The following is a 19,105-nucleotide window of genomic DNA, read 5'->3' on the forward strand; positions in this document are numbered from 1 at the left end:
CTATTGTTTATGGATCAAGTAGTTGCGGTCGGCGCCGATGGGGCGTCACCACTTTCGGTGACGGCCTCTGCCAGCGATCCGCAGATCATTGCTTTGGTGCGTGAAGGCGCCACGGAGGCCTTCGACGTTCTCTATCAGCGGCACATGAAAGTGGCACAGTTCGTTGCCCGGTCCCAAACGGACAACCCGAGCGACGCGGATGACGTGGTGGCCGAGTCTTTCGCCACGATTTTTCAGCTGCTGACGGAGGGCAAGGGACCTAAGGAGTTTTTCCGGTCCTACCTCCTCACCGTGGTGAGGCGTACCGCACACGATAGAAACCGCAAAGCCCGCCGGATGCCCACGGCGGAGAATGACGCCATCCTCGATGCTCCGGTCCTGGACAACGATCAAGTAGTCAGCGAACTTGAGTCGAGCATGATGGCCAAGGCTTTCAAGTCCCTGCCGGAGCGCTGGCAGGCTGTTCTGTGGCACCTTGATATCGAGGGTCTGAAGCCTGCAGCAGCCGCTCCCTTCGTGGGCCTGACCCCCAATGGTGTCTCGGCGCTGGCGCTCAGGGCCAGGGAAGGTCTGCGCCAGGCTTATCTTCAGCAGCACATCAGCCGGACAGTGGATCAGGCCTGTGACGAATATGCCAGCCAGCTGGGTAAGTACGCCCGCAATGCGTTGAAGCGCACTTCCGCCGAGAAGGTAGGCGCACATCTGGAAGGCTGCGCGAAATGTACGGCCTTGCTGATTGAACTCAATGACATCCAGGGCGGCATGCGCTCCATCCTCTTCCCCCTGCTGACAGGGATCACCTTCACTCCGGCGGCAGCAGGGGCGATCGGCTTCGGTGGCACGTCTACGGGTGCGGCCAACGGTGTTGCCGGGAGTACCGCTGCACCCGGAAATGTCGCTGCCCAGGGTATCCGTGGCCTCAGCAACGTGTGGAAGTTGACGGCCACCGTGATAGTGGGCGTCATGGCATTGGCAGGGACCCTCATGTGGTTCCTTCAGCCCAGCCCGGCGTCGCAGTCCACTGCGTCCGAGGCCGTCTCCAACCTCCCGCCAGCCCAGGAGACTTCGTTGGCCACGGCGACCCCACTCCCGGCCGCGTCCTTGCCCGAAGTGGTGGAACCTCCGGCCGTCGAGGCTCCACGGGCAAATCCCTCTCCCGACAGTCCGGTGGCACTGCTGCCGGAACCACCCGCCGTCGTGATTCCACCAGCCCCGGCCCCGCAGCGGAAGGCTGTTGTAGTGGACTCCGGTACGGTGACGTCGACGCCGGCACCCGGCGGTGTGCCTCCTGCGGCACCCGCTACCCAAACGGTTGACGCCAAGTTCGCGGCTACGCAAGGGGCGAACCCGACGGAACGGACCCTCAAAGTGGACTTCTCGCTTCAGGGACAAGGCAGCCCGACTGCCGGCCAAGTGGACTTCACCCTGCCGGATGGGGCAACGTTCCTGGCTGGAAGAACTGTCGCTCCCGCGGGGTGGACCTGCGTCGGTGTCTCTGGGGGAGAACGCCAGATCCGGTGCAGCACCGACTCCGTGGATGGTACCGACCTCGCATTCACCGTGGGAGTTGCCCTGCCAGCTGCCGCCGTGTCTGGAACGTTGGATTACCGGTTTGCCGCGCAGGGTGTCATCACCAAGAACTTCACCAATACGTTCAGCTAGGCACTCGGACCCAGCCCCATGGCCTGCAGCCAGGGCTAGCCCGGGCGGCTCTGTCTTTCGGCGCGCCGGCTGCCTTCTTTGCCCTGTCTTTCCGGGGCCTTTAAAAATTTCTGGATTCTCTACCTTTTTTCGCGTCACGAAGAGATGCCTCCATCCACTGGAGTACTGGCGAGTAGCCTAGCTCGACGCCGATTCGCTTCTGTGGGTCGGCCTCGTGCGTGACAACGAAAAGCGAGAGAGAACCGTGAAACACACACGTCCACAAAAGCTGTTGGCGGCCGTCGTCGCCACAGCGATCATGTCGCTGGGGGTGGGTGGCGCCTTAGCGCCACCGGCCTTGGCGACAGTCCCGGGGTCCCCGGGTGTTGCCCAACCAGGAACGCCGGTCTACACCGAGGACTTCTCCAACCAAAATGCCACCAGCGGTGCCATCAGCATCCTCAACTACACCGGCGGCGCCGAGGCTGCCAATGAAACATACTTTGCAGACACCCCTTACACTCCGGCCGGCGGACAGTGCGATGGCTGGATACTGAATTCCTCCACGCCGTTGCCAACCTCTGACGCCGGGTGTACCAACAACCAGCCTGATGGTTGGAACCAAATCCGGCAAATGGCTGCCGCCCTTGGATTGGCCCAAGGCCAGACAGCTGCGGAATCCTCCACCAACCAGGTGCTGTCCGAATACACGAACAGCCCCACCGGGCGCATCACACCCGGAGTCCAGTTCCGGACTGAAGACAACACTATTCCTGCGACCGAGGGCCACTACTACGCAGTATCGGCCTACTTCGCACAGGTGAACTGCCACTCGACCCACGCAAAGGAGACCTTCAGCCTGCTGATCAACGGCACGCGCCAGGTCCTCAGCACCGGGCTTGATCCTTGTGGATCAAACACCACCAACGGCGCCGCCATAGAGATCCAGAAGCTCCAGTCTGCTGCCTACCAGGTGCCGATGGGCACCTCCCCTTCACTCGGTCTTGAGCTGAGGAACGAAGCCACCAGCGGTGCCGGTAACGATGTCGCTTTTGACCTTCCGCAGATCGTGGACGTTACCCCCCAGGTGGATAAGTCCTTCACCCCGTCCCTCATCGGCCCCGGCGGAACGTCCAAAGTTACCTTGACGGTGACCAACACAGACGATTTGATGGCCAAGAATGACTGGTTCATCACGGATACCCTCCCTGCCGGCGTAGTTGTTGCCGGTACCCCCAATATTGGTGGCACCTGTGTACAAGCCGCCGGAACCAATCCCCTGGTGCGCACGGCCGTTGCCGGCAGCAACACCATCGCGGTGACCGGCGGGGACCTCGCCCTGGGCATGACCTCCTGCACCATCGAAGTGGACGTCACGGCAGCAGCCGAGGGCACCTATGTCAACGGTCCGGCCAACATTGCCACCAACCTGAACCCGCCGGCTGACGCAACCTTGGTAGTCAAGGCCCCTCGCCTCGAACTGAGCAAGGCACTGGATGCCACTCGCCTGATGGATTCGGATCAGTTCACCACTGAGATCCGCACCGGCTCGGCTACGGGACCTGTTGTCAGCAACACTGCCAACGCCACCACCACCGGTACGGGTTCCACCGTCACTGCGGGTACAGGTGTCACTGGCGAATACATCGCTGACGCCGGGGCAACGTACTACCTGACGGAGTCGGGTACCAACCTGTCCGGCTACAGCAAGGTAATCACCTGTGTTGACGCCAACGGTCTTCAGGCTGGACTGCCCGTCGGAGCGGTAGTAGATGCTGCTTACTCCCTGGTGCCTGTTGCCGGCGCCGATATCAGCTGTGTTCTCACCAACACGGCCGTTCCGGCACCGGAATTGGAATTCACCAAGTCCGCTGACTCTTCAGACATCCAGGATCCGTCTGTTGTGGGTGACCAGATCACCTACACGTTCACGTCCACCAACACGGGCAACGTACCCCTGACGGGTGTCACCATCAACGACCCCTTGGATGGTTTGTCTGCCCTCACCTACACCTGGCCAGGGACTCCGGGCACCTTGCTCCCCGGTGAAACTGTGACGGCTATGGCCACCTACGCCATCACCCAGGCTGACATTGATGCAGGACACGTGGCCAACCTTGCCACCACCACGGGTAATCCTCCGACAGGTCCTCCTGTCACCCCGCCTCCGGCTGGTACGGATACCCCGCTGACTCCGGCTCCGGCCATGGAGTTCAGCAAGTCCGCTGATGCCTCGGCAATCCAGGATCCGTCGGTTGTGGGTGACCAGATCACCTACACGTTCACTTCCACGAACACGGGCAATGTCTCCCTGACCAACGTGTCCATCAACGATCCGCTGGCTGGCCTGTCAGCCCTGACCTACACCTGGCCCGGTGTTGCAGGAACGCTCCTGCCCGGCCAGACGGTCACCGCTACGGCAACGTACGCCATTACGCAGGCCGACATCAACGCCGGCCACGTCGCCAACACGGCGACTACCACTGGCACTCCGCCCACCGGTCCTGCGGTAACGCCGCCTCCGGCTGGTACGGATACCCCGCTGACTCCGGCTCCGGCCATGGAGTTCAGCAAATCCGCGGATGCTTCGGGCATTCAGGATCCGTCGGTTGTTGGTGACCAGATCACCTACACGTTCACTTCCACGAACACCGGCAACGTTCCGCTGACCAACGTATCCATCAACGATCCGCTGGCTGGCCTGTCTGCCCTGACTTACACGTGGCCGGGAACTCCGGGCGAGCTGCTTCCGGGCCAGACGGTGACGGCTACGGCAACGTACGCCATCACGCAGGCTGATATCACGGCCGGTCATGTGGCAAACTCGGCAACCACGACGGGCACCCCGCCTGTTGGTCCTCCGGTGACTCCTCCTCCGGGCACCACAGACACTCCGCTGACGTCAACTCCGGCCATGGAGTTCACCAAGTCCGCTGACGCGTCCGCCATTCAGGATCCGTCCGTTGTGGGTGACCAGATCACCTACACGTTCACATCCAAAAACACCGGCAACGTTCCGCTGACAAACGTGTCCATCAACGATCCCTTGGTTGGTCTCTCGGCTCTGGTTTACACCTGGCCGGGCACTCCTGGTGAACTGCTTCCGGGCCAGACCGTGACGGCTACGGCAACGTACGCCATTACCCAGGCTGATATCGACGCCGGTCACGTCGCCAATGCAGCGACCACCACGGGCACCCCGCCTGTTGGCCCGCCGGTAACCCCTCCTCCGGGAACCACAGATACTCCGCTGACCAGGGCTCCAGCCATGGAGTTCACCAAGTCGGCTGATGCTTCGGACATCCAGGATCCGTCCGTCGTGGGTGACCAGATCACCTACACGTTCACGTCCAAGAACACGGGCAACGTGAAGCTCACCGGCGTGGTCATTGATGACCCGCTGGCGGGTCTCTCGGCTCTGGTTTACACCTGGCCGGGCACTCCTGGTGAACTGCTTCCGGGCCAGACCGTGACGGCTACGGCAACGTACGCCATTACCCAGGCCGATATCGACGCCGGTCACGTTGCGAACGTTGCGACCACTACGGGTACTCCGCCCACCGGTCCTGCGGTGACGCCGCCTCCGGCTGGTACGGACACTCCGTTGACGGCTGGTCCGGCCATGGAGTTGACCAAGACAGCTGATGCTTCCGGCGTTCAGGATCCGTCGGTCGTGGGTGACCAGATCACCTACACGTTCACGTCCACCAACACAGGCAATGTGAAGCTGACTGGTGTGGTCATCAATGATCCGCTCGCGGGTCTTTCGGCTCTTACCTACACCTGGCCGGGTACCCCCGGCGAGCTGCTCCCGGGTCAGTCTGTAACGGCTACGGCAACATATGCCATTACGCAGGCTGATATCGACGCCGGTCACGTTGCGAACGTTGCGACCACTACGGGTACTCCGCCCACCGGTCCTGCGGTAACGCCGCCTCCGGCTGGTACTGACACTCCACTGACTCCTGGCCCCGCCTTGGAGTTCAGCAAGTCCGCTGATGCTTCGGCAATTCAGGATCCGTCGGTTGTGGGTGACCAGATCAATTACACGTTCACGTCCAAGAACACTGGCAATGTGAAGCTCACCAACGTGTCCATCACGGATCCGCTGGCTGGCCTCTCTGCTCTGACCTACACCTGGCCGGGTACCCCGGGCGAGTTGCTGCCAGGTCAGACGGTGACCGCTACGGCGACGTACGCCATCACGCAGGCTGATATCGATGCAGGTCATGTCGCCAACTCGGCAACCACTACCGGCACCCCGCCTGTTGGACCCCCTGTTACGCCTCCGCCGGGAACGACGGATACTCCGTTGACCCCGGCTCCGGCAATGGAGTTCAGCAAGTCGGCGGATGCCTCGGCAATCCAGGATCCTTCACAGGTTGGTGACGTTATGACGTACACCTTTACCTCGAAGAACACGGGCAACGTGAAGCTCACCAACGTGTCCATCACGGATCCGCTGGCTGGTCTTTCGGCCCTGGACTACACCTGGCCCGGTACTCCGGGCGAGTTGCTTCCGGGTCAGACGGTGACGGCTACGGCAACGTACGCCATTACCCAGGCTGATATCGACGCCGGTCATGTCGCCAATGCGGCGACCACCACGGGCACCCCGCCTGTTGGTCCTCCGGTGACGCCTCCTCCGGGAACGACGGATACTCCGCTGACTACGGCTCCGGCCATGGAGTTCACCAAGTCGGCTGATGCTTCAGCAATCCAGGATCCGTCGGTTGTGGGCGATCAGATCACCTACACGTTCACCTCGAAGAACACGGGCAACGTCAAGCTCACTGGTGTGGTCATCAATGACCCGCTGCCGGGTCTCTCGGCGCTGGAATACACCTGGCCTGGTACTCCGGGCGAGTTGCTTCCGGGTCAGACGGTGACTGCAACGGCAACGTATGCCATCACCCAGGCTGACATCAATGCAGGCCACGTCGCGAACACGGCAACCACCGTGGGCACTCCGCCCACCGGTCCCGCTGTAACGCCTCCTCCGGCCGGTACTGATACCCCGTTGACCCCGGCTCCGGCCATGGAATTCAGCAAATCGGCTGATGCCTCCGGTGTCCAGGATCCGTCTGTTGTGGGCGATCGCATCGTCTACACGTTCACGGCGAAGAACAGCGGCAACGTCACGCTGACCAACGTGTCCATTACGGATCCGCTGGCTGGCCTTTCGGCTCTGACGTACACGTGGCCCGGCGCGGCAGGAACCCTCCTGCCCGGCCAGACGGTGACGGCTACGGCAACGTACGCCATCACCCAGGCTGATATCGACGCCGGTCATGTCGCGAACAGCGCCACGACCACTGGTACTCCGCCGGTTGGTCCTCCTGTCACGCCTCCTCCGGGAACGACGGATACTCCGTTGACCCCGGGCCCGGCCATGGAGTTCACCAAGTCCTCGGATGCCTCCGCTATTCAGAACCCGGCAGTTGTAGGTGACGTGATCACCTACACGTTCACGGCGAAGAACAGCGGCAATGTGACCCTGACCAACGTTTCCATCACGGATCCGCTGGCTGGCCTCTCGGCTCTGACGTACACGTGGCCCGGCGCGGCAGGAACCCTCCTGCCCGGCCAGACGGTGACGGCTACGGCAACGTACGCCATCACCCAGGCTGATATCGACGCCGGTCATGTCGCGAACAGCGCCACGACCACTGGTACTCCGCCGGTTGGTCCTCCTGTCACGCCTCCTCCGGGAACGACGGATACTCCGTTGACCCCGGCTCCGGCGATGCAGTTCACCAAGTCGGCCGACGCCTCCGCTATCCAGAACCCGTCCGTTGCAGGTGACCTGATCACCTACACGTTCACGGCGAAGAACAGCGGCAACGTCAAGCTGACCGGTGTGGTCATCAATGATCCCCTGGCTGGCCTGTCTGCCCTTGAGTACGTCTGGCCGGGTACCCCCGGCGAACTGCTTCCGGGCCAGTCCGTGACGGCTACGGCAACGTACGCCATCACCCAGGCTGACATCGACGCCGGTCATGTTGCGAACAGCGCCACGACCACCGGCACTCCGCCCACCGGTCCGCCGGTGACGCCTCCTCCGGGAACAACGGATACTCCGTTGACCCCGGCTCCGGCGATGGAGTTCAGCAAGTCCGCTGATGCCTCCGCAATCCAGGATCCGTCTGTTGTGGGCGATCAGATCACCTACACGTTCACCTCGAAGAACACGGGCAACGTCAAGCTCACTGGTGTGGTCATTAATGACCCGCTGGCTGGCCTCTCCGCGCTCAGCTACACCTGGCCGGGAACCCCCGGCGAGCTGCTTCCGGGTCAGACCGTGACGGCTACGGCAACGTACGCCATCACGCAGGCTGATATCGACGCCGGTCATGTCGCGAACAGCGCCACGACCACTGGTACTCCGCCCACCGGTCCTCCGGTGACGCCTCCTCCGGGAACAACGGATACTCCGTTGACCCCGGCACCGGCGATGGAGTTCAGCAAGTCCGCTGACGCCTCGGCAATCCAGGATCCGTCTGATGTGGGCGACCAGATCACCTACACGTTCACGTCCAAGAACACCGGAAACGTGACGCTGAAGAACGTATCCATTACGGATCCGCTCGCCGGCTTGTCTGCCCTTGAGTACACCTGGCCGGGTACCCCGGGCGAGTTGCTTCCGGGTCAGTCCGTGACGGCTACGGCGACGTATGCGATCACCCAGGCTGATATCGACGCCGGTCATGTTGCGAACAGCGCCACGACCACCGGCACCCCGCCTGTTGGTCCGCCGGTGACGCCTCCTCCGGGAACAACGGATACTCCGTTGACCCCGGCTCCGGCCATGGAGTTCACCAAGACGGCAGACGCTTCGGCTGTCCAGGACCCTTCGAAGGTGGGTGACGTTATGACGTACACCTTTACCTCGAAGAACACGGGCAATGTGAAGCTCACTGGTGTGGTCATCAATGACCCGCTGGCCGGCTTGTCTGCCCTTGAGTACGTCTGGCCGGGTACCCCCGGCGAGCTGCTTCCGGGTCAGACCGTGACGGCTACGGCGACGTACGCCATTACGCAGGCTGATATCGATGCAGGTCACGTCGCCAACTCGGCAACCACTACCGGCACCCCGCCTGTTGGACCCCCTGTGACGCCTCCTCCGCGAACGACGGATACTCCGTTGACCCCGGCTCCGGCTATGGAGTTCAGCAAGTCGGCGGATGCTTCGGCAATCCAGGATCCTTCACAGGTTGGTGACGTTATGACGTACACCTTTACCTCGAAGAACACGGGCAACGTGAAGCTCACCAACGTGTCCATCACGGACCCGCTGGCTGGCCTCTCCGCGCTCAGCTACACCTGGCCGGGAACCCCCGGCGAGCTGCTTCCGGGTCAGACCGTGACGGCTACGGCAACATACGCCATTACGCAGGCTGATATCGACGCCGGTCATGTTGCGAACAGCGCCACGACCACGGGCACTCCGCCCACCGGTCCGCCGGTGACGCCTCCTCCGGGAACGACGGATACCCCGTTGACCCCGGCTCCGGCCATGGAGTTCACCAAGACGGCAGACGCTTCCGGTGTTCAGGACCCATCGGTTGTGGGCGATCGCATCGTCTACACCTTCACGGCCAAGAACACCGGCAACGTCACGCTGAAGAACGTCACTATTGACGATCCTTTGGCTGGTCTCTCGGCACTTGCTTACACCTGGCCGGGTACTCCGGGCGAGTTGCTTCCGGGCCAGACGGTGACGGCTTCGGCATCGTATGGCATTACACAGGCAGATATCGACGCCGGTCATGTCGCCAACTCGGCAACCACTACGGGCACTCCGCCTGTTGGTCCTCCTGTTACGCCTCCTCCGGGAACGACGGATACTCCGTTGACCCCGGCTCCGGCGATGGAGTTCACCAAGAGTTCGGATGCCTCCGCCATTCAGAAACCTGCAGTTGTTGGTGACCAGATCACTTACACCTTCACGGCGAAGAACTCCGGCAACGTCACGCTGAAGAACGTCACTATTGACGATCCTTTGGCTGGTCTCTCGGCACTGGAATACACCTGGCCGGGTACTCCCGGCGAGTTGCTTCCGGGCCAGACGGTGACCGCTACGGCAACGTATGCGATTACCCAAGCTGACATCAATGCAGGCCATGTAGTGAACGCGGCGACCACTACGGGCACTCCGCCCGTTGGTCCTCCGGTCACGCCTCCTCCGGGAACGACGGATACTCCGTTGACCCCGGCTCCGGCGATGCAGTTCACCAAGACGGCTGACGCTTCCGCTGTTCAGGACCCGTCCGTTGCAGGTGACAAGATCACCTACACGTTCACGGCGAAGAACACCGGCAACGTCAACCTCACCAACGTGTCCATTACGGATCCGCTGGCTGGCCTGTCCGCCCTCGAGTACACCTGGCCGGGAACCCCCGGTGAGCTGCTTCCGGGCCAGACGGTGACGGCTACGGCAACGTACGCCATCACCCAGGCTGACATCGACGCCGGTCATGTCGCCAACAGCGCCACGACCACCGGCACTCCGCCCACCGGTCCGCCGGTAACGCCTCCTCCGGGAACCACGGACACCCCGTTGACCCCGAAGCCGGCAATGGAGTTCAGCAAGTCTGCGGATGACTCGGCCGTACAGGATCCTTCCAAGGTTGGCGACGTCATCACGTACACCTTCGCTGCGAAGAACACGGGCAACGTCACGCTGAAGAACGTCACGATCACCGACCCTCTGGCTGGTCTTTCGGCTCTGACGTACACGTGGCCGGGCACCCCGGGTGAGCTGCTTCCGGGTCAGACGGTGACGGCTACGGCAACGTACGCCATTACGCAGGCTGATATCGATGCGGGTCATGTCGCGAACAGCGCCACGACCACCGGCACCCCGCCTGTTGGTCCTCCTGTCACGCCTCCTCCGGGAACGACGGATACTCCGTTGACCCCGGCTCCGGCGATGGAGTTCAGTAAGTCCGCTGACGCCTCGGCTGTCCAGGATCCTTCCAAGGCCGGTGACGTCATCACGTACACCTTCGCTGCGAAGAACACGGGCAACGTCACGCTGAAGAACGTTTCCATCAGCGATCCACTGGCAGGCTTGTCTGCCCTTGAGTACACCTGGCCGGGCACCCCCGGCGAGTTGCTGCCCGGTCAGACGGTGACGGCTACGGCAACGTATGCCATCACCCAGGCAGATATCGACGCCGGTCATGTCGCGAACAGCGCCACGACCACCGGCACCCCGCCTGTTGGTCCTCCTGTCACGCCTCCTCCAGGAACCACGGATACTCCGTTGGTCCCGAAGCCGGCGATGGAGTTCACTAAGTCGGCTGATGCCTCGGCAGTTCAGGATCCGTCCGTTGCAGGTGACCTGATCACCTACACGTTCACGGCGAAGAACACCGGCAACGTGACGCTGAAGAACGTGTCCATCAGCGATCCACTGGCAGGCCTGTCTGCCCTGGCATACACCTGGCCGGGCACCCCCGGCGAGCTGCTGCCCGGTCAGACCGTGACGGCTACGGCAACGTACGCCATCACCGTGGCTGATATCGACGCCGGTCACGTCGCCAACTCGGCGACCACTACCGGTACCCCGCCTGTTGGTCCTCCTGTCACGCCTCCTCCGGGAACGACGGATACTCCGTTGACCCCGGCTCCGGCAATGGAGTTCACCAAGTCCGCGGACGTCTCGGCTGTTCAGGACCCCACAGTTGCAGGGGACAAGATCACCTACAACTTCACGGCCAAGAACACCGGCAACGTGACCCTGACCAACGTGTCCATCACGGATCCGCTGGCTGGCCTCTCGGCACTGACATACGCCTGGCCCGGAGCTGCAGGAACACTGCTGCCCGGTGAGACAGTGACGGCGACGGCAACGTACGCCATCACCCAGGCTGATATCGACGCCGGTCACGTGGCGAACTCGGCAACCACCACGGGTACCCCGCCCGTTGGTCCGCCGGTAACGCCTCCTCCGGGTGAAACGGACACTCCGTTGACTCCGGCTCCGGCCATGGACTTCAGCAAGACCGCCGTGGCTCCGGCAACGGATGGTCCATCGAAGGTGGGTGACGTGATCACCTACAACTTCACGGCCAAGAACACCGGCAACATGAAGCTCACCGACGTGTCCATCACGGATCCGCTGGCTGGCCTGTCCGCCCTCGAGTACACCTGGCCGGGCACCCCCGGTGAGTTGCTGCCCGGTCAGACGGTGACGGCGACGGCAACGTACGCCATCACGCAGGCTGACATCAACGCCGGTCACGTCGCCAACTCGGCGACCACCACCGGCACTCCGCCCATCGGTACTCCGGTGACGCCTCCTCCGGGTGAAACGGACACACCGTTGACCCCAGCGGCAGGTTTGGAGTTCACCAAGACGGCCGATGCCTCGGCCGTGGGAGACCCCACCCAGGTGGGTGACGTGATCACGTACACGTTCACCGCGAAGAACACCGGGAACGTGCCGTTGACGGACGTCTCCATCAACGATCCGATGCCGGGCCTCTCGGCTCTGGCTTACACCTGGCCCGGCGTTGCAGGAACCCTGCTGCCCGGTGAGACCGTGACCGCGACAGCAACGTATGCGATCACCCAGGCGGATATCAATGCCGGTGAGGTCGCTAATACTGCGACTGCAACGGGCACACCTCCGACGGGACCGCCGGTCACCACACCACCTGCAAGTGCTGTTGTGACCTTCCCGCCGGTAGTTCCGAGCCAGCCTTCAGGTCCGTTGGCCAACACGGGAGCTGTGCTCACTGTGTTGCCCATCAGCCTGCTGGTAGTTGGCGCGGGGCTGTTCCTGTTCCTCGTTGGACGCCGCAAGCGTTCCGAGGCATAGGACAAAAAGTGCGCGGCAATCGGGGCCCCAACCCCGGTTGCCGCGCATTTTCAACAAACGTACAACCCAGAAAGAACCAGGTAGCCACACCATGAAGAAGACTGTTGCGTGCATTGCGGGAGTGCTGGTTTCGGCAGCCGCACTGGCCGGTTGTTCATCGTCCCCGAGCAACGAGGCGGGGACATCGCCGTCGTCAACTACAACCCAGGCCGCCACCACCGGTGAGGCAAAACCTGCCAACCCGGGCACCGGCATCATCGAGGCCACCAAAATGACGTCCTGCGATACTGCGCAGGGAAAGGTGACGGCAAAGGGGACCGTGACTCCTCCCGAGGGAACCAAGGGCACGGTCAAGATCACCGTCAGTTGGGTGGATCCGAAAACCTCGGCCGTCCTCGCCCGCGGAGAGCAAACCTTCAAGGACGCCGCAGCGGGCAAAGCCCTTGACTGGGTAGCCAACGCAGAGGTGACCAAGCCTGCCACGGAGATCAAGTGCGTCCTGGGGGCCACGGTTTTGTAACCAGTCAGCTCAAGCAAATACCACGCTGAAGCGGTCGGTCAGGTATCCACTACCTGGTCGGCCGCTTTTTTTGCCACTGAACCGCGTGCCAGAACAGCAGGCCCGCAGTGATCAGCAAGGCGGCCAGCAGTACGTAGGGCGCGTTGGAAAGCAGGATGAACTTCATTTGGGCTGCTTCGGCGGATTCGGCGGGCTGGACGAATTGCGGAGAGCTCACTATCGCACCGACTGACGTAGCCAGCGCCCAGACTCCAAGCCAGGCCAAGCCGGCGTCCATGACCCACAACGCAATGATGAACGGGTTGAATGGAGTCCGCTTGCGTTCCCGGTCCGCAGGCTCCGGCACATGGGGGCTGACGGCCTGCACAGCGTTGCCATGCTCGTCGATTTCGCGGAAGCCGATGCGCTCGTGGACGTGGTCCTTCATAGGTCCCCCAACCGTTGACTGCGGATAGTCCTTGCACTCTACTCCTGTAGTCGCGAAGCCCGACAAGGAAGAGCGACGCCCAGGCATGGCCCATTGCCGACACTCCATGGCCGAAAAGAGTGCCACATTTTGCACCCAATGCAGTCTGAAAGAAAGTCAATGACGCGCAACTGGGCGGTACACAGGCGAGAAAGCGCCTTCTGAGCGAAATAGGTCACAAAAGTTTGACGGAAAGGCTTACCTAAGTAAGGCTTACCTTGCTAACAAGCGCCCCAACGCAATGGAAGGAAGCTGACGTGACGTCACCCAGTGTCGAAGAGCGGATCGCTCAGGAGCAGGATTTTGGCTCCAAAGTGGAACTGGCCCTCGCTGCCACCAACCAGCTGTTCAACGCACGAAATTCGCCCAGCTACGTCGCGCAGGTTCTCCAGGGAGTCAACGCTGTCTCCACCAAGGTCCAGCGGACCACCCAGCCGTTTACCGGCGTCGGGCACGCTGAACTGAAAGCCAAGGTTGGCGCTGTGGACCTTGAACGTCCGCTGCCGGACACGGCTGCGGCCCTGGAAGAGCTCGATGAGCTCTACCTTAAGGACGCCATCTACTTCCATGATTCCCGCTACGCTGCGCACCTCAACTGCCCGGTGGTTATCCCTGCGCTGGTAGGAGAAGCCGTGCTTTCGGCCGTGAATTCCTCCATGGACACCTGGGACCAGAGCGCGGGAGCCACCATGATCGAGCGCCGCCTCATTGACTGGACCGCCGAGCGCATCGGGTTCAGCGCCGAAGCTGATGGCGTGTTCACGTCCGGCGGCAGCCAGTCCAACTTCCAGGCGCTGCTGATTGCCCGCAACCACGCTGTCGCCAAACTGCGCGTGACGAATGGGGGCGCGCGCCTGCCCCACCTTCTTGACCGCCTCCGGATCTTTACGTCCGCGGACAGCCACTTCAGCATCCAAAAGTCCGCTTCCATGCTGGGCCTGGGCTTCGACGCCGTCATCGCGGTCCCCACCACCGAAGACCACCGCATGGACCCCACCGCTCTGGCGGCTGCTTTGGCGGAAGCGCACGACGCCGGCCTGGTGCCGATGGCTGTCGTGGCCACTGCCGGGACCACCGACTTCGGTTCGGTTGACCCCTTGTCCGAAATGGCCGCGTTGGTTCGCGCCTATGATTCCTGGCTGCACGTGGACGGCGCCTACGGTGGCGGGCTCATCGTGTCCGGCCGCCACCGGCACCTCCTGGACGGCATCCACCTGGCGGATTCCGTCACGGTGGACTTCCACAAGACGTTCTTCCAGCCCGTCAGCTCCAGCGCAGTCCTGGTTCGCAACGGCTCCATGATGGGACACGTGACCTACTACGCGGACTATCTGAACCCGGAAAGCGCCGCAAAGGCCGAGATCCCCAACCAGGTGGACAAGAGCATCCAGACAACGCGCCGCTTCGATGCCCTGAAGCTATGGCTGACCCTCCGCATCATGGGTGCCGACGCCATTGGTGCGCTCTTCGACGAAGCGATCGACCTCGCCGCCCGGGTGGGCACCCTGCTGGCTGATGACGCCGAGTTCGAGCTCGCTGCCGCACCGCAGTTGAGCACCTTGGTGTTCCGCTACCGCCCAATGGTTGATGGTGCACCCCTCGATGACGACACTGCAGATGTACTCAACCCCGCCATCCGCGCAGCCATCTTCGCTTCAGGCGAGGCCGTGGTTGCCGGCACCAAAGTTGCTGGCCGCCATTACCTCAAATTCACCCTCCTCAACGCCGAGGCGAGCCTGAGGGACATCCAGGAAATCATTGAACTTATCCGCCGGACGGGCGACAGCCTGCTGGCGAACACCACGGAGGCTGCAGCGTGAGCACCCAAGACAACGGCAAGATCTACGACGTCGCAGGCATCGGCGTCGGGCCTTTCAACCTGGGCCTGGCCGCGCTGAGTGAGCCGGTCGACAACCTGGACTGTGTTTTTCTGGACCGTCGCGAGTCCTTCGACTGGCACCCGGGCATGATGCTCGAGCCGGCCCACCTGCAGGTGCCGTTCATGGCGGACCTCGTAACGCTGGCTGATCCGACATCGCCGTTCTCGTTCCTGAACTTCCTGAAACAGACGGGGCGTCTCTACCGCTTCTATATCCGCGAGAACTTCTACCCGCTGCGTGCCGAGTACAACCAGTACTGCCAGTGGGTGGCCGGGCAGCTGGATTCCGTCCGTTTTAGCACGGATGTGCTGGATGTGACGTACGACGACGGCGTGTACCGGCTCTCTGTGCAGGGTCCGGATGGCGCTGAGGTGCTTCGCGCCCGCAAGCTGGTTCTGGGCACGGGCACATCCCCGTATATCCCGGACTCCTGTGCAGGCATAGTGGAGGCTGGCGGACTTGTCCTCCACAACGCCGACTACCTGTCGAGGAAGAGTGAGCTGCAGTCCAAGCGCAGCATCACCATCGTGGGCAGTGGCCAGAGCGCTGCGGAGTTGTACTACGAATTGCTTCAGGAAATCGACGTCTATGGCTACCAGCTCAATTGGGTGACGCGCTCGGGCCGTTTCTTCCCGCTGGAGTACACCAAGCTCACGCTGGAGATGACGTCGCCGGAGTACGTTGACTACTTCCACTCGCTTCCCGGCGAGCAGCGCGATTCGCTGATCAAGAGCCAGAAGAACCTGTACAAGGGCATCAACTCGGACCTGATCGACGACATCTACGACCTCCTCTATACCAAGAGCCTCTCCGGCATGGTGGACACCCAACTGCACACGCATTCCTCGCTCACTGCCGCAGAGTGGGATGCCACCACCGGCACGCACACACTCCAGTTGCACCACGAGGAACACGGCCAGGGCTACTCGTTGGAATCCGAAGCCGTGGTTCTGGCCACCGGCTACACCTACAAGGAGCCCACCTTCCTGGCAGGCATCCAGGACCGGATCCGCCGCGACGCCAAAGGCCGGTTCGACGTCGAGCGCAACTACGGCACCGGGGTGGAACCCGGCGAGATCTTCGTCCAGAACGCCGAGCTGCATACGCACGGATTTGTGACGCCTGACCTTGGCATGGCCGCCTACCGCAACTCGTGCATCCTGAGGGAAATCACCGGCCATGAGGTCTACCCGATCGAGCGCAGCATCGCGTTCCAGCAGTTCGGTGCACCCGCTCCGGCGGCTGCCGCAGAACCTGCCGCCGTCCCCGAAACCGCTGGGGCCACCGTATGAGCTTCACGTTCCGTCCCGTCGATCCGGTAACGGATGCACCTGTCCTCCACAGCTGGGTCAGCAAAGAATACGCCCGGTTCTGGGGCATGGTTTCGGCCACCGAGCAGGACGTGGTGGAGGAGTACTCGAAGATCGCTGAGTCCGGCCACCACCAGGCGTTCCTGGGGCTCGACGACGGCGCCCCTGCCTTCCTGATGGAACGGTACCGGCCGGAGTCTTCGCCGTTGGCGGACGTCTACGAGGTCCGTCAAGGCGATGTCGGCATGCACCTCCTGGTGTCACCTCCCACCGGCGAGCCCCAGCCTGGTTTCACCACCGCCGTCATGCAGTCCGTCATGGCCGAACTGTTCGCGGACCCCGCAACCCGGCGGGTCGTCGTCGAACCTGACGCCCGCAACCACAAGATCCATGTTCTCAACGAGAAGGTGGGGTTCCGGCCGCACGGTGTGGTGACCCTTCCCGCCGTCGATCCTGCCGAAGACCATAAGCAGGGCCTGCTGAGCTTCTGCACGCGCGAGGATTTCCTCGCCACCCTCACCCCGATTCTGGCCGCGCCTGCCGCGGCGACCAGAGGAGAATCCCTATGACCACCACAGCCGATACCGTGACCACTGCGGTTGATTCCGTATCCCACCTGACCCCTGAACGGTGGGCGATTGCCAACCGGCACCTGGTCCGGAAGGCCATCGCCGAGTTCTCGCATGAACGCATCCTGGTTCCGGAGCTGATCCGGGAGGAGGGCAACGGCGTCGGGCTTTACAAGGTAGTGAGCGATGACGACGCTACGGAATATCGCTTCCGTGCCCGGGTGCTCCAACTGGAGCACTGGTCCGTCTCCGGAGACTCCATCTCGCGGCTGCGGGACGGTGAAGAGCTTCCGGTGGACGCCTTGGACTTCATTGCCGAATTCCACGAGGCGTTGGCCATCCGCCAGGAAATGCTGCCCGTGTACTTGGAGGAGATCAGCAGCACGTTGGCCAGCCACGCCTACAAGCAGGGCAAGCCGTTCAGTGCCGCGCAGTTGGCTGCCGGCGTCAGCGGCGGCACTGACCGGGCCGCGGATTTCCAAGCCATTGAACACAGCATGACTGAGGGCCACCCGTGCTTTGTGGCCAACAACGGCCGTTTAGGCTTCGGGATTACCGACTACCATGCGTTCGCGCCGGAAACGGGTGCCACGGTGAAACTTCAGTGGATCGCGGTGCATCGCAGCAAAGCTGTGTTTACGTCCAGCGCAGGGTTGGATTACCGGACGCATTTTGAGGCCGAACTCGGGCCCGCGACGCTTGCGTGGTTCAACGCGGAACTGTCCGCTTCCGGCTTGAATCCCGAGGACTACCTCCTCATGCCGGTCCACCCGTGGCAGTGGGACAACAAGCTCACGGTGACGTTCGCGGCAGAAATCGCCCAGCGCCACATCGTGAACCTGGGCACCGGTGAAGACTCGTACCAGGCCCAGCAGTCCATCCGTACGTTCTTCAACACCGACTACCCGGAGAAGGCCTATGTGAAGACGGCCATGTCCGTGTTGAACATGGGCTTCATGCGGGGACTATCCCCGCAGTACATGAAGGCGACGCCGGCCATCAATGACTGGCTGCAGGAACTGATCGGCAATGACCAGGAGCTCCAGAACCGGGGCCTGGCCATGATCCGTGAAACCGCGGCCATCGGCTACCACAACCACTACTACGAGGCTGCTTCGGCCAAGGGTTCGCCCTACCGGAAGATGCTCTCGGCCCTGTGGAGGGAAAGTCCGCTGCCGTTGCTCAAGGATGGGCAGCAGCTGGCCACCATGGCTTCCCTGCTGCATGTGGATGCCGCAGGGGAATCTGTGGTTTCATCGCTGATTCAACGCTCCGGCCTGGCTCCCACGGAGTGGCTTCGCCGCTACTTTGAGGCTTATCTCGTGCCGCTGGTCCATTGCCTCTTCGAGTACGAGCTCGCGTTCATGCCGCATGGCGAGAATGTGATCCTGATCCTCGAGGACGGTGTGCCCGTCCGTGCGATCATGAAGGACATCGCCGAGGAAATCGTGGTGATGGGGGAGCGGCTGGAACTGCCGGAGGAAGTCTCGCGCATCAAGGCCGAGATCCCCGCAGAGGAAATGGTCCTGGCCATCTTCACGGACGTGTTCGACTGCATCTTCCGTTTCCTCGGAGCAATCCTTGTGGAGGACGGGACACTGCGCGAGGACGAGTTCTGGGGGACTGCCGCCGCCGTCCTGCGGGAGTACCAGCAGCGTCACCCGGAACTTGCAGACCAGTTCGCCATGCATGATCTGTTTGCCCCGGACTTCGAGCTCTCCTGCCTCAACAGGTTGCAGCTCCGCAATAACCAGCAGATGCTCGACATCTCTGATCCCTCCGGTGGACTCCAGATGGCAGGCCGCCTGGCGAACCCGCTGGCGAAGTTCGCCTAGTCAGGTCCCGCGAGGGGTTGGCTTTCGGCACTTTCAAGTGTTGAGAGAGTCGAGAG

Annotated in this window: 8 protein-coding genes; 7 read left to right on the forward strand and 1 reads right to left on the reverse strand. The window is 62.5% G+C overall.

The window, feature by feature from the left end:
* Window positions 1-9 precede the first annotated feature (9 nt).
* The 3 genes from AYX22_RS01980 (at window position 10) to AYX22_RS01990 (ending at window position 12,989) form a co-directional block, all read left to right on the forward strand.
* Window positions 10-1,662, forward strand: coding sequence for a sigma-70 family RNA polymerase sigma factor (locus tag AYX22_RS01980; protein WP_207595875.1), 1,653 nt, complete (start codon window positions 10-12; stop codon window positions 1,660-1,662).
* Window positions 1,663-1,906: 244 nt separating this feature from the next.
* Window positions 1,907-12,469, forward strand: coding sequence for a DUF11 domain-containing protein (locus AYX22_RS01985; protein WP_207595876.1), 10,563 nt, complete (start codon window positions 1,907-1,909; stop codon window positions 12,467-12,469).
* A gap of 91 nt (window positions 12,470-12,560) precedes the next feature.
* Window positions 12,561-12,989 (forward strand): hypothetical protein, encoded by a 429-nt coding sequence (locus AYX22_RS01990; protein ID WP_026541746.1) that lies wholly within the window; start codon window positions 12,561-12,563, stop codon window positions 12,987-12,989.
* Between the two features lie 49 nt (window positions 12,990-13,038).
* On the opposite strand, the gene AYX22_RS01995 is transcribed toward AYX22_RS01990, so the two are convergent.
* Window positions 13,039-13,416, reverse strand: coding sequence for a hypothetical protein (locus tag AYX22_RS01995; protein ID WP_207595877.1), 378 nt, complete (start codon window positions 13,414-13,416; stop codon window positions 13,039-13,041).
* 296 nt (window positions 13,417-13,712) lie between these two features.
* On the opposite strand from AYX22_RS01995, the gene AYX22_RS02000 reads away from it, so the two are divergent.
* From AYX22_RS02000 to AYX22_RS02015, 4 genes are read left to right on the forward strand one after another with little or no spacing between them, the layout of a single operon-like run.
* Entirely contained in the window at window positions 13,713-15,275 is a 1,563-nt protein-coding gene (locus AYX22_RS02000) for an aspartate aminotransferase family protein (protein ID WP_278251946.1), read from the forward strand.
* Complete coding sequence (locus AYX22_RS02005) at window positions 15,272-16,627, forward strand: lysine N(6)-hydroxylase/L-ornithine N(5)-oxygenase family protein (RefSeq protein ID WP_207595878.1); 1,356 nt, start codon at window positions 15,272-15,274, stop codon at window positions 16,625-16,627. Before AYX22_RS02000 ends, AYX22_RS02005 begins: the two co-directional genes overlap by 4 nt.
* Complete coding sequence (locus tag AYX22_RS02010) at window positions 16,624-17,214, forward strand: GNAT family N-acetyltransferase (RefSeq protein WP_207595879.1); 591 nt, start codon at window positions 16,624-16,626, stop codon at window positions 17,212-17,214. Before AYX22_RS02005 ends, AYX22_RS02010 begins: the two co-directional genes overlap by 4 nt.
* Window positions 17,211-19,049 (forward strand): IucA/IucC family siderophore biosynthesis protein, encoded by a 1,839-nt coding sequence (locus tag AYX22_RS02015; RefSeq protein WP_207595880.1) that lies wholly within the window; start codon window positions 17,211-17,213, stop codon window positions 19,047-19,049. Before AYX22_RS02010 ends, AYX22_RS02015 begins: the two co-directional genes overlap by 4 nt.
* Window positions 19,050-19,105 lie beyond the last annotated feature (56 nt).

It is taken from the genome of Arthrobacter sp. D5-1 (assembly GCF_017357425.1).
Lineage (GTDB): Bacteria > Actinomycetota > Actinomycetes > Actinomycetales > Micrococcaceae > Arthrobacter.

Excerpts from the sequence above, each read along its gene's own strand:
- AYX22_RS01980 (WP_207595875.1), top strand. The coding sequence starts at position 10 with ATGGATCAAGTAGTTGCGGTCGGCGCCGATGGGGCGTCACCACTTTCG.
- AYX22_RS01990 (WP_026541746.1), top strand. The coding sequence starts at position 12,561 with ATGAAGAAGACTGTTGCGTGCATTGCGGGAGTGCTGGTTTCGGCAGCC.
- AYX22_RS01995 (WP_207595877.1), bottom strand. The coding sequence starts at position 13,416 with ATGAAGGACCACGTCCACGAGCGCATCGGCTTCCGCGAAATCGACGAG.
- AYX22_RS02010 (WP_207595879.1), top strand. The coding sequence starts at position 16,624 with ATGAGCTTCACGTTCCGTCCCGTCGATCCGGTAACGGATGCACCTGTC.
- AYX22_RS02015 (WP_207595880.1), top strand. The coding sequence starts at position 17,211 with ATGACCACCACAGCCGATACCGTGACCACTGCGGTTGATTCCGTATCC.